The sequence below is a fragment of the Solwaraspora sp. WMMB762 genome, assembly GCF_049179115.1.
Classification (GTDB): Bacteria; Actinomycetota; Actinomycetes; order Mycobacteriales; family Micromonosporaceae; genus Micromonospora_E.
Genome location: NZ_JBMHMD010000001.1, coordinates 5,010,017 through 5,023,869 on the forward strand (window position 1 = coordinate 5,010,017; position 13,853 = coordinate 5,023,869).

General features: G+C 70.2%; 12 protein-coding genes and 1 pseudogene. 3 read left to right on the top strand and 10 right to left on the bottom strand.

Going from position 1 to position 13,853, the window contains the following annotated elements; genetic code table 11:
- Window positions 1-204: 204 nt before the first annotated feature.
- The 5 genes from ACN27J_RS22375 to ACN27J_RS22395 form a co-directional block, all read right to left on the bottom strand.
- Window positions 205-1,506, bottom strand: a complete 1,302-nt coding sequence (locus ACN27J_RS22375) for an FAD-binding protein (protein WP_421369230.1) — start codon at window positions 1,504-1,506, stop codon at window positions 205-207.
- 3 nt (window positions 1,507-1,509) lie between these two features.
- Complete coding sequence (locus ACN27J_RS22380) at window positions 1,510-2,532, bottom strand: polysaccharide deacetylase family protein (RefSeq protein WP_421369232.1); 1,023 nt, start codon at window positions 2,530-2,532, stop codon at window positions 1,510-1,512.
- A gap of 163 nt (window positions 2,533-2,695) precedes the next feature.
- Complete coding sequence (locus ACN27J_RS22385; RefSeq protein WP_278173120.1) at window positions 2,696-3,580, bottom strand: aminoglycoside phosphotransferase family protein; 885 nt, start codon at window positions 3,578-3,580, stop codon at window positions 2,696-2,698.
- Between the two features lie 81 nt (window positions 3,581-3,661).
- Entirely contained in the window at window positions 3,662-4,543 is an 882-nt protein-coding gene (locus ACN27J_RS22390) for a glycosyltransferase family 2 protein (protein ID WP_421369234.1), read from the bottom strand.
- A gap of 71 nt (window positions 4,544-4,614) precedes the next feature.
- Window positions 4,615-5,922 (bottom strand): glycosyltransferase family 2 protein, encoded by a 1,308-nt coding sequence (locus ACN27J_RS22395; protein WP_421369236.1) that lies wholly within the window; start codon window positions 5,920-5,922, stop codon window positions 4,615-4,617.
- Window positions 5,923-5,970: 48 nt separating this feature from the next.
- On the opposite strand from ACN27J_RS22395, the gene ACN27J_RS22400 reads away from it, so the two are divergent.
- The gene (locus ACN27J_RS22400) at window positions 5,971-6,843 is read left to right on the top strand and encodes a phytanoyl-CoA dioxygenase family protein (RefSeq protein WP_421369238.1); all 873 of its coding nucleotides are present in this window, start codon (window positions 5,971-5,973) and stop codon (window positions 6,841-6,843) included.
- A 48-nt stretch (window positions 6,844-6,891) separates the two neighbouring features.
- A complete protein-coding gene (locus ACN27J_RS22405; protein ID WP_421369239.1) occupies window positions 6,892-7,686 on the top strand; it encodes an LLM class F420-dependent oxidoreductase in 795 nt (264 codons plus the stop codon).
- 90 nt (window positions 7,687-7,776) lie between these two features.
- On the opposite strand, the pseudogene ACN27J_RS22410 reads toward ACN27J_RS22405, so the two are convergent.
- A pseudogene (locus tag ACN27J_RS22410) lies at window positions 7,777-8,491 on the bottom strand (SDR family NAD(P)-dependent oxidoreductase).
- A gap of 115 nt (window positions 8,492-8,606) precedes the next feature.
- Between ACN27J_RS22410 and ACN27J_RS22415 the strand changes: the two are divergent.
- Window positions 8,607-9,539, top strand: a complete 933-nt coding sequence (locus ACN27J_RS22415) for an AraC family transcriptional regulator (RefSeq protein ID WP_421369241.1) — start codon at window positions 8,607-8,609, stop codon at window positions 9,537-9,539.
- A gap of 30 nt (window positions 9,540-9,569) precedes the next feature.
- Here the strand turns inward: ACN27J_RS22415 and ACN27J_RS22420 are convergent, their stop codons facing one another.
- The 4 genes from ACN27J_RS22420 to ACN27J_RS22435 form a co-directional block, all read right to left on the bottom strand.
- Window positions 9,570-10,376, bottom strand: coding sequence for an SAM-dependent methyltransferase (locus ACN27J_RS22420; RefSeq protein WP_421369243.1), 807 nt, complete (start codon window positions 10,374-10,376; stop codon window positions 9,570-9,572).
- A gap of 108 nt (window positions 10,377-10,484) precedes the next feature.
- On the bottom strand, window positions 10,485-11,261 hold the full coding sequence (locus ACN27J_RS22425) for a DeoR/GlpR family DNA-binding transcription regulator (protein ID WP_421369245.1): 777 nt from the start codon (window positions 11,259-11,261) through the stop codon (window positions 10,485-10,487).
- Between the two features lie 171 nt (window positions 11,262-11,432).
- Window positions 11,433-13,043, bottom strand: coding sequence for an ABC transporter ATP-binding protein (locus ACN27J_RS22430; RefSeq protein WP_421369247.1), 1,611 nt, complete (start codon window positions 13,041-13,043; stop codon window positions 11,433-11,435).
- Entirely contained in the window at window positions 13,040-13,852 is an 813-nt protein-coding gene (locus ACN27J_RS22435; RefSeq protein ID WP_421369249.1) for an ABC transporter permease, read from the bottom strand. Before ACN27J_RS22435 ends, ACN27J_RS22430 begins: the two co-directional genes overlap by 4 nt.
- Window position 13,853: the final 1 nt, after the last annotated feature.

Below are 13,853 nucleotides of genomic sequence, written 5' to 3' on the forward strand. Positions count from 1 at the left end.
CGGCAGTGCGACTCCGTTGTCGTTCTGCAGCGGCCAACGAAAAGACCAACGTCGATGTCTTTATGAAGCCTACTGTCCCTGGCTGGCTGTGACCAACCCGCCGATCCGATTTTGTAACCATGAGACCGGAGCCGACTTTGTAGACATTAGGGGTGCTGTCTGCAATCTACCGCCAGACGCTGGCGATTCTGGCGATTCTGGCGATTAGCCGAAAGTCGGTGACTCGACCGGCTCGGAGGCGGCTACGCTGATTTCGTCGCCATTCAGAAAAAGATCATCTAGAAATGCGTTCCGGAACTTGCCCGCGAAGTCAAGGTGCCGCATCAGCTCCGCGAAGTCGGCGGCGCGCGGGTAGCCCGCGACGATGTCGGGCCCGGCCAGGGTAGTCAGCTTGGCCCAGTGTGGCCGAGCGTCGAAGGGTCGCAGCGCCTTCTCCACCTCGGCGAGGACCGGGAGCACCGCAGGCCAGTTTCTGACCCAGGTGAAGTGCACCGTCACCGAGTCACGGCGGTAAGCCGGGCTGAGCCACAGGTCGTCGGCACGTACCGTACGGATCTCGGCGATCTGCAGGACCGGCGCCAGCCGCTCGGCGAGACCACGCACCGCGGACAGCGCAGCCGAGGCGTGGTCGCGCGGGACGTAGAACTCTGACTGCAGTTCGTCACCCGAGCCCGGCATGAACTCCGGGCGGAAATGTGGCAGACGCTCGTGCCACGGGCCCGGCCGATCCAGTTGCTCCGTGCTGAACTCCGGCGAGACTCCGTCGACCGGGTGCATCGGCCGCTCGGCGTGCCGACCGCCGTTCCAGCCCGACTCCGCCCATCCGGCGCGGCGCTTACGCCAGACCGAGCCCTCCTCGCTGTGCCAGGTGGTGAAGACGCTGACGCTGTAGGCCGAACTGAAGACTGCGTCCAGCTCGCCGATGATCTCGTCGAGCGGAACGCCGACGTGCACCTGCTGGCTCATCTCAAAGGCTGGCTCGACGTCCAGGGTCAGCGCCGTGACCACACCGAGCGCGCCCAGGGCGACGACGCATCCTCCGAAGATCCGGTCCTCGTCCCGCCGCAGCTCGCGCAGCTCGCCGTCTGGGCCCACCAGTTGCAGGCCCCGTACGGCGGCGGCGAGGCAGCGCAGCGTGTCTCCGGAACCGTGTGTTCCCGTCGCGCAGGAGCCGGCCACCGAGATGTGTGGCAACGAAGCCATGTTCGACAGCGCGTATCCCGCCCGATGCAGCTCCGCGGCCACCTCCGCGTACCGCATCCCCGCGCTGACAGTGACGGTCCGGTTCCGCTCGTCCAGGTGCAGCACCGTCGGCAGGCTGTCCAACCGGATCAGATCGTGCGTGGTGTCCGCGATCAGGCTGAACGAGTGCCCGCTGCCCAGGGCCCGGATCCGAGGTGCGCCGGCGACCAACCGCCGTACCTCGTCGATGGTGTCTGGCTGATGGATCCGGGCCGCGCCGAAGACGACCGAGCCAGCCCAGTTCGTGAGTCCCTGCGTCTGCACGGCTCACCTCCCGCCGGTGACGAACTCGTCGACCGCGACGAACCGGAAGGAACGTTCCAGTAGGCCCTCGATGATGCGGGGCAGGGCCGCCACGACCTGTGACCGGTCCCCGCCGCCGTCGTGGAGCAGGACGATCGAGCCGTTGCGGGTGGTGTCGAGCACGCGTTCGGCGATGATCTCGGTGCCGGGCATGGCCCAGTCGACCGGTTCGACGTCCCACAGCACCATCGTGGAGTCGACCGGCCGTAGCCACTCGAGTACCTCCGGGGTGCGCGAGCCGTACGGCGGGCGGAACAGCCTAGGCGCCGCGCCGGTCGCCTTCTCGATCGTCTCGTTCGTCCGCTCCAGCTGTTCCAGCAGCTGGTGCCGGGCCAGCTCGGGCAGGAACGGGTGGGACCAGGTGTGGTTTCCGACGGTGTGTCCCTCGTCGATCATCCGGTGCAGCAGATCGGGGTGAGCCGCGGCGTTCATCCCGACGCAGAAGAACACCGCAGGAACCTGAAAGCGGCGCAGCACGTCGAGGATCTGGGCGGTGTACCCGGGCGCAGGGCCGTCGTCGAAGGTCAGCGCCAGGGTGGGCCGCCCCCGGTCGCCGTGGGTCACGCAGCGGTGCTTGTCGACCATCGCGGCGAGCGCAGCGGCGCTGGCCTGTTCGTCGCGCCGCAGCACGTGCTCCCGGCCGGTCTGCGTGCCGCGGGTGGGGTCGAGCCTGACCAGACTTCCGAGGTCACGCCAGGCGGCGCGGGCGAGCACATCGGCGGGCACCGAGCCGAAGTCGGGTCGCGGTGGCAGCAGATGCGGGTCTGCGCGGTACACGACGAGGCCGGCCGCCATCATCCGGCCGTCCAGAATGCCGTTGGTGCTGTCCACCACGACCGCAGGTGCGCCGATCGTGTGCAGATGATCGATCATGGCGTCGACGTCGGCGGCGTTGAACCAGGCCGGCGCGGCCACCGGTTCGCCTGTGTCGTCCAGTACGGCGAGGCGATATCCATCGCCACTCCAGGAGACTCCTGCGTAGGGCATAGGTCCTCCGAGCGGGCGTAGGCCCGGACGTGGCGTGCGAACTGCGTCGTCCGTGGCTCAACGGTCATCGATGCATAACGTTGCCACCGGAGTTCCTGTTTGGCAACGGGGATGGCAAGTTTTGGTAAAACACGTGACCGGACAGCACCCGCGCAGGAGACGTTCAGGCGACCGCCGCAGCCAGCGTCCGTCGAGCGGTGTCGGCCATCACCGGATTGGTGTGCTGGTAGTAGGGGAGCGCCATGATCGCTTGCGCGACGGCCCAGCCACGGCCGCGTTCCCAGGTCAGATCATCCACCCGCAGCGCGGAGCGGTACGCCCGTCGCCCTTCGTCGTCCAGCAGGTTCCACGCCGGCATGAGGTCGACTGCGGGATCGCCGATTCCGGCCGAACCGAGATCGAGCACGGCGGCCAGCCGGCCCTCGCGCAACAGCAGGTTGCCGGGCATCAGGTCGGCGTGGATCCACACGTCCGGGGTGTCATGCCTGCCGGTGGCGAGGCACTGCCGCCAGACCTCTGCTACCCGGCGCACGTCGACGAGCCCGGCGCTGTCGGCGAGCGCGCCATCGACGGACTCGGCCAGCCGGGTGAGCGGGCCACCACGCCCGCGGCCTTGCCAGGTGCGCCCGCCGGTATCCATGCTCTGCAACTCACCGACGAACCGGGCGAGATCGCGAGCGAGCTCCAGCTGGTCGACGCCGGTGCCCGGTTCTACGGTGTCACCGGGGATCCACCCGTACGCTGTCCACCATCCGGAATAGCCGGCGGCGGGCCGGCCGACCGCGAGCGGCTCGGGCACGAGCAGTCGGGTGTGCCGGGCGATCAGGCGCGCGAGGTCCTGCTCGTGCTCCAGCGACGCCCGTGCGGTGGCGCCCGGGTCGGGGCGGAGCGGGAACCGCAGGACGACATCGTCGCCCAGCCGGAACAGGGCGTTGACCGTGCCGTGCGAGGTCACCGGCCGGACGGGGAGGTCCCGCCACCGGGGGAACTGTTCGGCGACGAGGCAGGCCACGTCCGCCACCGTGATGTCCACTTGGTCGGCATGCATCCGCACGCTGTCAGCGCTCCCTTCGACACGGTCGTGATCACTGGTAGTGTGTTTATGGTCACGGGTGGTGCGGGCTCCCCGTCAGTCAGCCGTAGCCGTAGCCGCAGCCGCTCGGGCCGCGGCCACGGTCTCCCGCTGTTTCCAGTTGGAGACGCCGCCCAGGTAGTACCGTACGGTCGCCGCGCCGGTGGAGAAGATCGGCACGTCGTTGCTCACCAGCCTGCCGAGAAGTTTGTCGTCGGGCGCGACGTTGTTGGCGTGGTCCTCCTCGGTGAACTCCTCTGGGATCGGCAGGCGCAGCAGCAGTTCGCGGCGCAGCAGCCAGACGCTCTGGTCGACGGTCATGATCGGATCATCGGGACCGGTGACCGTGCTGGGACGGAACGAGGCGCTGCGAATGCCGGGATCGGCACGGTCCATCACGACGTTCGACCCTGGGAAACGGACGCCCCGGTCCACCATGAGCTGATAGAGCCGCCGGCCCTCCTCGTACGTGAACGAGGTGTGCCACACCTCATCGGTGTACGGCGTGCCGTCGGCGTTCCACATGGTGCGTCCGGAGTGCACCGCGTCGGCGCCCGTCTGCCGTGCGAGGTCGCGCAGGCTGCTCAGGTGGTGCGGCTCGAACTCGTTGTCGTCGTCGAGAAAGGCGATCCACTCGGCAGACGAGATCCGCGCACCGGTGTTGAACAGCCGGGACAGCCGCGGATAGACGAAGCGCCGGTCACGCGGCGGCTCCTCGCGCTCCTGTGGTGAGCGCTCAACCAGGTGCGCGACGGTGCGCCGACCGGGGGCTGTCGGGGCTGACTCCACCACCGCCACCGACTCCGGATCATCGTCGATGACGACGATGTGCTCGATGTCACCCGGGTAGTCCTGGGCGAGGACGGAGGCCATCGCGCGGCGCAGCATCTGGTGGCGGTGCCGGGTCAGTGTCACGACGCCGATCGGGTCTGGCGACATCGGAGTCCCCTTTCAGGACAGAAGTCGTGTCTTATGCCAAATCTTGCCAAAAGTTGCCTGAGTCGTCAACGTCAGCTCCCGGACGGCGACGGTGTCTCCACCCGACGGGCCACCCGGGCAGCCTCGGCCAGCACCATGTCCCGGAAACGCTCACCCAGCCGCAGTACGCGCGGCAACACCCGACATTCAGCCAGGTCGCCATCGGCGTAGGGCAGGGCGAGGCCGATCAGCGGCGTCACCTGTCGCGGAGTCCCCGGGTCGAGCACGTCCTCCACCGGTTCGCCGGCCTCGTCCAGGGCCAGGCCCACCACCAGGACATCGACGCCGTTTGCGGTGCCGCGGGCGACGCCCAGCGACTGACCCTCGCCGTCGAGCGCGGTGCTTACCTCGGCGCGGAGCGCGCCAATCTCACGGTTTGCCACCCAGGAGTCGCTGGCCCGGAACAACTCGACGTCGGGCCGAGGCCATTTCGCCAGGAAACGAGCCTTGTTGGTCGCGAAGGCCGCGAAGTTGATCTCCGCGTCGCGGGCATGCGGCAGATGCAGGCCGCAGAGGTCCGTGCCGAGCAGGATCGGTGTGTTGGTGGCGGCGATTCGGTAGCCCCACTCCTGGTCCTCGGCACCCCAGCCGCAGAAGTCCTCGTCGAAGTAGATTCCGTGCCGGCGCACGACGTCACCGGAGATGGCGACGAAACCGGTCCATACCATCGTCCAAGGCAGCGTCACCGGCTCGAACCGCCAGCGAGGGTCCTCCCGCAGCCCGGTTGTCGCATCCAGTCGGGCGAGCACGGCGCGGTGGCGACTGAACGGCGCGGCGGCCACCGCCTCGGTCGTCGAGAAGTTGTCGTAGCCGATCAACTGCCCGATCACGCACCGGGCAGTCCCGTCGGCGAAATACCGGCGATGCATCGACTCTAGACAGCGGGGCGGGAGCATGACATCGGCGTCGAGGAGTACGACCACGTCGCCGGACGCTTGCCGCAGCGCGATGTTGCGGGCGTGGCTGGTGTTCCAGGGCCGCTCCACCATCACGGTCGCGATGTCGAGGCGGCGGGCGTACTCCTGGCACAGCCGCAGGTAGCCGTGGTCGTATCCGATCGCCCCGACGACGACCTCGAAACGGGCGCGGTCGAGCGTCTGTTCGGCGAGGGACGCGAACACCATGCGCACGTTGTCGAGGCGCTGCTTGTAGGGGATCACGATGCTGATCAGTGGGGTGCCCATACCGGCATATTGCCCAATCTGGCAAGGATAGGCAACACGAGCGAGGTGGGCAACGCGAGCGAGGGTTGCCAGATGGCAAAGATGTTGCCAAACTTGCTCGATGGTTTGCCTGGTGCTGCCTCGCGTATGCGGATCCGGCCAGGTGGCCCAAACCACGCCCGACGGTGCTGCGGCGCACACCGCGCACAGAACGGAGTCGACGACGTGACCACGCTGCAGATGGACATGTTCACGAACCCGGCGATCACCGACGCCCAGCTGAACCAGTTCGACGACCAGGGGTATCTGATCCTTCCCGGCTTCCTGCCGGTCGACCTGGCGAACCGACTGCGGCAGGAGGTGGATCGCTGGGTGGACGACGGACTGCGCGCCCGGTCGATCGACAGCTGCGTCGATCCGGACAAGCACGGTACGCCGCCGCTGATGGAGCTTGAGATGCCGACGCACGGCGAGTTGATCGCCTACCCCCCGCTGATGAACCTGCTCATCCGGCTGCTGGGACCGGCGTTCGCCTTCCACCACCTGCACAGCGACCGCCAGGCACCCGGACTCCCCGGTAAGGCCTGGCACCACGACTACGAGTACGGGCCGCAGGTCGACCCGGCCCACCGCATGGTCCACACCCTGCACTACCTCGACGGCCTCGACGATGGGACGTCGAGCCTGGTGGTGCTCCCCGGCTCGCACCGGGAGCGGGTGGCGAAGACCGCACGCGCCCACTTCGGCACCACCGTGCTACCCGGTGAGCTCAATCTCGAGCAACTCCCGGCGCGCTCGACAGTCGTGCTGCACTCGGCACTCTTCCACGCCCGGCGGCCCCGGCCGGACGGGCGTACCAAGGACCGCTACTTCATCGACACCTCGTACTGCCAGGCCGGAAGCAAGTGGCCGCCGGTCAAGCCGTACTGGCGACGCATGCTGCAGCGCGGCCGCGAGTTGCGCCTCGACCGAGGTCGGTGGCCGGACCTGTTCCGCGAGGAGCACTTCACCGAGTACCGCCGCCCGCAACAGCCGGCCGACAGCCAGGGCCGCACCGCGTCTGCGCGAGCGGTGCGGCGGCCCGGAGCCGGACGTTGAGCATCGCCCCGCCTTGGCACGACGCCCGCGACGATGGGAGGAAACGACATGTACAGGCCCGTGCGAATCGGCCTGCAGATTCAGCCGGAGCACGCCGAGTACCGCCAGATCCGCAACGCCGCAGTGGCGGCTGAGGAGCTCGGCGTCGACATCATCTTCAACTGGGACCACTTCTTCCCGCTCGACGGCGATCCGGACGGCCGGCACTTCGAGGCATGGACGATGCTTGGCGCCTGGGCCGAGTCGACCTCCCGGGTGGAGATCGGCACACTGGTCAGCTGCACCGGATACCGCAACCCCGACCTGCTCGCCGACATGGCCCGCACCGTCGACCACATCAGCGAGGGCCGGCTCGTCCTCGGCATCGGTGCCGGTTGGTGCGAACGGGACTACCAGGAGTACGGCTACGAGTTCGGCACGGCCGGCGGGCGCCTCGACCGCCTGAGCGGGGATCTGCCCCGGATCCGGGCTCGATGGACCCGGCTCAACCCGCCGCCCACCCGGCCGATCCCGGTCCTCGTGGGAGGCGCCGGTGAACGCCGGACCCTGCGGCTGGTGGCCGAGCATGCCGACATCTGGCACTGCTTCGGCGACCCGCCGACCCTCGCGCACAAGATGGCCGTGCTGCGCCGGCACTGCGCCGACGTGGGCCGCGACCCCGCCGCGATCGAGGTGTCGACTGCGGTGGCTGGCGCGCCCACGCCGGCGGGAACGCCCGATGTGCTCGGCGAGCAGCTGCGGGCCCTGGGCGTCTCGATGTTCACGGTCGGCGCGTTCGGGCCGCGCTACGACCTCGGCGTACTGAAGGACTGGATCGCGTGGCGGGACGAGTCGAACCGCTGAGCGAAGGGTGACCGCAACGCCGCCATCCGTTCAGGCACCCGTTCACCACCGCCCACCGATCCGCGACCTACCCGCACCGCGTGGCGATGTTCAGGAGCCCATGGCGGTGAACGCTGCGGTGAAGGCCCGCGGGTCGGTGTTCCTCAGTTCGCTCATCTGCGCGGACGTCGGATCCGGGTAGATGTCTTCGGCTCCGGCCGCGATGCCGTCGAGGATCGCGTCGGCGACGGCCCGGGGGGGGTGCCTTGGGCGTGTCCACACCGGTCAGCATGTCGGTGTCGATGCCGCCGGGGTAGACGCCGTGCACGCTGATCCCGGATCGGGTCAGTGCCGGTCGCAAGGCGAGGGTCAGCGAGTGCGCGGCGGCCTTGGACGCCGAGTAACCCGCCATCGGTGGTGCCGGCGCGTACGCGAGCAGGGTCAGCACGTTGACCAGCGCGCCCCTGTTTCTTTCCAGTGCCGGAGTGAACGCTCGGACCATGTCGTAGAGGCCGGTGAAGTTGACGGCGAACTCCCGGGCCAGCCCGTCGGGGTCGGCGTTCAGGGCCGCGGCGAACGCCGCCGCGCCAGCGTTGTTGATCAGCAGGTCGGCTTCGGTGGCCAGGGCGGCGAGCCGCTTGATGGCGGCCCGGTCGGTGACGTCGAGGGCGACGGGCGTGATCCGCTCATCGACGCGGACCGCCTGCGGGTTGCGGGCGCTGGCGTAGATGTGCTTGACGCCACGCTCGAGCAGGGCGTCAACGAGGGCGCGGCCCAGGCCGCGGTTGGCTCCGGTGATGACGGTGGTGCTTCCCGTGATCTCCATGCCATCCACCCTGCCGCTCACCGGTGAGATGATGAATGCCCGTACTACTCGGTCACTTGTCCCTCAGTCTCATCCCGCCTGCTCGTATGTCGTTTGCGGACCTAGACTGAGGCGGGTGGATGTTCTTGGCGACGTGCTGGAGCTGGCGCGGGTCGACGCGAGCCTGATGGCGACCTTCGACGCGCGGGCTCCCTGGGCCATCGAACTGCCTGCCCGACAGGGTGCCACGTTCCACGCCGTCGTGGCAGGCACCTGCTGGTTCAGCGTCGGCGACGCGCCGGCGCGCCAACTGACCCCGGGTGACCTCGTGCTGCTGCCGGCCGGGGCGCGTCACCAGTTGGCCAGCGATCCGGGTCTGCCGACGCGCCGCTTCGATGAGGACCTCAAGCGCAGCCTCATCCGTCCCAATGGTGAGCTGGTGCTCGACGGGCCCGGCGTACGGACCCGAATCCTGTGCGCGGGCTACCATTACGCGGCCGCTGTCCACCCCCTGCTGGGACTACTGCCGCCGGTATTGCACGTGGCCACCGCCCAACCGGCGAGCGGACCGTGGCTGCGCTCGGTTCTGGACCTGCTGGCCCACGAAACCCGCAGCGGTGCCGCCACCGGCTCGGGTACCGCTGCGGTACGCCTGCTCGATCTGCTGCTGATCCACGTCGTGCGGGCCTGGCTCGACACCGAAGGTGACACGATCAACCCATCGTGGCTGCGGGGCCTACGTGACCCGCTCACCGCGCAGGTTCTGGCCGTGCTGCACGAGCGACCCGGTCACGATTGGACCCTGGACACCCTCGCCGCGACGGTCAACGTCTCCCGTGCCACCCTTGTCCGGCGCTTCACCCGCCACGTCGGCGAACCGCCACTGACCTACCTCACCCGCTGGCGCCTCGACGTGGCCGCCCGCACGCTACGCGACACCACCTTGCCGGTCGCCACCATCGCCCACCGGATGGGCTACACCTCCGAGTTCGCCTTCAACCGCGCCTTCGCCCGCCTCCACGGCCAACCACCCGGCCGCTACCGCCGACATGCCGTCACGAACGGTTGACCGCCAGACGACAAGATGACCTGTGGTGGCTCAGCCGATGCGGCCGACACCGCCGAACAGGTAGACCTCGGGCTCGTCGGACTCCGGGTCGGGGCGCCAGCGTGAGCAGGTGACGACGCCGGGCTCCAGCAGGTCCAACCCGTCGAAGAAGCGTTCGAGCTCCACCTTGGTCCTGGCGCGGATCGGCGTGCCGCCGCGTTCGGTGGTTTCCCGCATCACGCGCAGCATCGGCTCGCCGTGGATCTCCGCCGTGGAATGGGTGAGCACCAGGTGGCTGCCGGCGGGCATCGCCTGCACCAGTTGCGCGACGGAGCCGTACGCCACGTCGTCGTCCATGATGTGGTTGACGACGCCGAGGAGCATGAGCCCGATCGGCTGCGAGAAGTCGAGCGTCCGCCGCGCGGACGCGAGGATCGCGTCCGGCTGCCGCAGGTCGGCTTCGACGTAGTCGCAACTGCCTTCCGGCGTGCTGGTCAGCAGCGCCCGCGCGTGTGCCATGACGAGCGGGTCGTTGTCGATGTAGACCACCCGGCAGCGCGGGTCGAGGGACTGCGCGACCTCGTGGGTGTTGTCCGCCGAGGGCAGACCGGTGCCGACGTCGAGGAACTGGCGGATGCCGGCGTCCCTGACGAGGAACCTGACCACGCGCTGGAGAAACGCGCGCTCGGACTTGGCTCCGATGGGGATGTCCGGGATGTGGGCGATGACCTCATCGCCGGCGGCCCGGTCGACCGCGAAGTGGTCCTTGCCGCCGAGCCAGTAGTTCCAGATCCGCGCCGAGTGCGGAACGGCAGTGTCCAGCTTGGAGCCCGAAGGGAGCTCCCAGTCCTCGGTCATGAAGGGATTGTCCCGCACTGAAGGGGCGACGACGCAAGTGGGGGCGACGGATAAGACGTTCCGGCGGGCTCCAGCAGGGCAGCCGTTGGTGAGTGGAGATCGTGCCCGTCAGACCGCGTTGCGGGCCCCTCGCTGTCGTGGTGAGGCCGGCGGGGTGATGACCTTCACCTCGTTCGCGGCCAGGGCCTCCCGTAGTTCGGCGGGCGGCAGGGTGTCGGTGATCAGGTAGTCCGCGCTGCCCAGCTCGGAGACCTGGGCGAAGAGCCGGCGGCCGAACTTCGAGGAGTCGGCGAGGATGGCCACCCGGCCGGCGCGCGAGATCATCTCCTGCATCATCGCGGCTTCGGCGAGGTTGCTGGTCGTGTAGCCGGCCTCCGCATCGACCGCGCCGACGCCGATCAGCGCCAGGTCGCAGCTGATGTCCAGTTCGGCGCCGCTGGTGGCCCGGAACCGCACCGGGCCGATGGTGGCGAGGGTCAGGGTGCGCACCGCGCCGCCGAAGACGTAGATGTCGCGGATGGCGGTGGGTGGCAGCGCCCCGGGCACCAGCAGATTGTTCGTCGCCACGGTGAGGTCGCGGTGCTGGCCCAGGTTGCGGGCGACCGCCAGGGTCGTGGTCCCGCCGTTGATCATGATGGTCGAGCTGTCCTGGACCAACGCCGCGGCCAGTGCCGCGATCTTCTCCTTCTCCTGCTCCTGCAGGCTGAGCCGCTGGTCGACGGCGCGGTCGGTGCGGGAGACTGTGGAGAGACTGACCGCTCCGCCGTAGGTGCGTACGAGCGCCCCGTTCGACGAGCCACCGGGGATGCGGCGGGCTGTTCGGCGCGGCGGCGCGCACGGCGGTGGCGACCACCTCGTCGCCCTTGACCGCGACGAACAGCGCATGCCGCGCAGGCCGTAGATAGGTGCCGGCGAGGTCGATGACGTCGGCGTGCCACCGCGGCTGGTAGCCGTAGCCGAACACCTGGTAGAAGGTGTCCAGCATGACGCTGCGGGCACCGTCGAGGTGCTGCGGCGTGGCGGTACGGATGTCGTACGGACCGATGTTCTGGTCGTTCACGTGGTGCTCATCTCTCCGGTGCTGGACGTGGTTGCGGGTCGTGGCAGGTGTCGCGGTGGTTCGGGGTCGCGCGGTCGCGGCAGGTCAGGGTCGAGCAGGGCGCGGGTCAGCGGCTGCCGGCCGGCGCGCAGCAGGGTGGCGGCGGGACCGTGTTCGACGATCCGGCCGTGGTCGAGCACGGTGACGTGGTCGGCGAGCCGGCCGACCACGTCCGGGTCGTGCGTGATGACCAGCAGCGCGAGCCGGTGCGTGCGGCACAGCCCGTCGAGCAGGTCGAGGATCCGGTCCCGGTTGACGCGGTCGAGACCGGACGTGATCTCGTCGCAGACCAGCAGCCGGGGTTGGGCCACCAGGGCGCGGGCGAGAGCGGCGCGTTGCAGTTCACCGCCGGAGAGCCGGTCGGGTCGGCGGGCGGCGAGTTCATCGTCGATCCCCACCTGGCGCAGCAGGTCGCGGGCGGTTCGCAGCGCGTCGGCGGGCGGTTGGCGGTGCAGCCGCACGGCGGGGCGGGCGACCTGGTCGAGCAGGACGGCGTACGGCTGGAAACTGGCCCGTGGGTCCTGGAAGACGTACTGCACGGCGGCGAGGTCGGCCCGCTGCCGGCGGTCGATCGAGCCGGCGAGCCGGCGGCCGTCGACTTCGATACTGCCGCCGCTGGGCGGGTGCAGGCCGGCCAGGCACCGGGCGACGGTGGTCTTACCGCTGCCGGAGCAACCGACCAGGGCGAGGCGCTGACCGGGGCCGATGACCACGTCGATGCCGTGCAGGACGGTGCTGCCGTGGTGCGCTGCGGTGAGCCCGGTGACCCGCAGCAGCTGGCCGATACCGCCCGGCGGGTCAGCGGCGGGGGTCGGCGCTGGCCGGTCGGTGGGGGTCGGCGCTGGCCGGGCCGGGCCGGTGTGATCGACGACCGCTTCCGGCGGGCCGGTGGCGACGACGGTGCCCCGGTCGAGCACGAGGACGCTGTCGGCGACCGCCCGGACCAGGTGCAGGTCGTGGGTGAGCAGGACGACCGCGACGCCGGCGGCGGCGAGACGGCGTAGTTCGGTGGCGACGTCGCGGCGGTTGAGGCTGTCCTGCCCGGTGGTCGGTTCGTCGGCGACCAGGACGCGGGCACCGGCCAGCAGGGCGTGCGCGATGACCAGCCGCTGCTGCTGGCCGCCGGAGAGTTGGTGCGGGTAGCGCCGCAGCAGGTCGCGGTCGTCCGGCAGGCCGACCCGGGCCAGCACCGCCCGGACCGCCTGCCGGATCGCCGCGCGCCGCGTCCGGCGCGACGGTGCCGGGGTGTGCCGGCGGGCGATCTCGCGCAGCACCGGGCCGATCCGGCGTACCGGGGTCAGCGCCGCCGCCGGTTGCTGCGGAATGTAGCCGACGGTGCCGCCAGCCGGCGGCGTGTCGGGGGTGACCGGTCGACCGGCGATCTCGACGTCGCCGGTGAGCCGGACGCCGGGTCCGGCCTCGCCGAGCAGCGCCCGCCCGAGGGTGGTCTTGCCGCTGCCGGACGGACCGACGACGGCGAGGAGGCCGCCGGCCGGCACGGTGAACGACACGTCGCGCAGCAGCCGCTGTCCACCGGCATCGGCACACAGCCCGTCGACCCGGATCACTTCGTGGCCTCCGGTCGGGCGGCCAGCAGGTGATCGGTGACCAGGTTGACCCCGACGGCGAGCGCGACGAGCAGCGCGGCGGGCACCACCACCGCCCACGGCTGCAGGAAGATCCCGGCGCGGTTGCGGTCGACCATGACGGCCCAGTCGGCGGCGTCCGGGGCGACGCCGATGCCCAGGAAACTGGCGGTGGCGACCAGGTAGACGGCGCCGATGAACCGGATCCCGGCGTCGGCGAGCAGGACCCGGCGGATGCCCCGGGCGACGTACCCGACCGCCCGCCGCCACCACGTCTCCCGGTAGAGCCGCATCGCCTCCATCGCGGGTCCGTGGGCCAGCGGCAGGGCCGCCGCGCGGGTGATCCGGGCGATCTCCGGCAGGGCGATGACGGCGACGATGACCACCAGCGTCACCGGTCCCCGGGGTGCGGTGGCGGCGAGCAGGATGAGCAGCAGCAGCGACGGGACGGCGAGGAGCAGGTCCAGCGGGCGCATCAGCACCTCGTCGAGCCAACGACGGCGGGTGAGGGCGGCGAACAGACCGACGGGTACGCCGACCAGGTAGGCCAGGGCGGTCGCGGCGGCGGCGACCGCGACGACGGACCGGCCGCCGAGCAGGATCTGCCCGGTGACGTCCCGGCCGACGAAGTCGGTGCCGAGCAGCCCAGCCTGGTCGAACGGCCGGGTCCGGTCCGTCCCGTCGCCGACCAGGGCCGGACCGGCGAGAGCGAGCAGCAGCGGTACGGCGAGCAGGACGACCCCGGTGACCAGGCGCGGAACCCGGCCGGTCCGCCGAGCCCGGCTGATCATT

Bases quoted from the DNA above. Each gene is read 5' to 3' on its own strand.
- ACN27J_RS22385 (WP_278173120.1), bottom strand. From the start codon at position 3,580: ATGCATGCCGACCAAGTGGACATCACGGTGGCGGACGTGGCCTGCCTC.
- ACN27J_RS22435 (WP_421369249.1), bottom strand. From the start codon at position 13,852: ATGATCAGCCGGGCTCGGCGGACCGGCCGGGTTCCGCGCCTGGTCACC.
- ACN27J_RS22380 (WP_421369232.1), bottom strand. From the start codon at position 2,532: ATGCCCTACGCAGGAGTCTCCTGGAGTGGCGATGGATATCGCCTCGCC.
- ACN27J_RS22420 (WP_421369243.1), bottom strand. From the start codon at position 10,376: ATGACCGAGGACTGGGAGCTCCCTTCGGGCTCCAAGCTGGACACTGCC.
- ACN27J_RS22405 (WP_421369239.1), top strand. From the start codon at position 6,892: ATGTACAGGCCCGTGCGAATCGGCCTGCAGATTCAGCCGGAGCACGCC.
- ACN27J_RS22425 (WP_421369245.1), bottom strand. From the start codon at position 11,261: ATGCGCTGTTCGTCGCGGTCAAGGGCGACGAGGTGGTCGCCACCGCCG.
- ACN27J_RS22390 (WP_421369234.1), bottom strand. From the start codon at position 4,543: ATGTCGCCAGACCCGATCGGCGTCGTGACACTGACCCGGCACCGCCAC.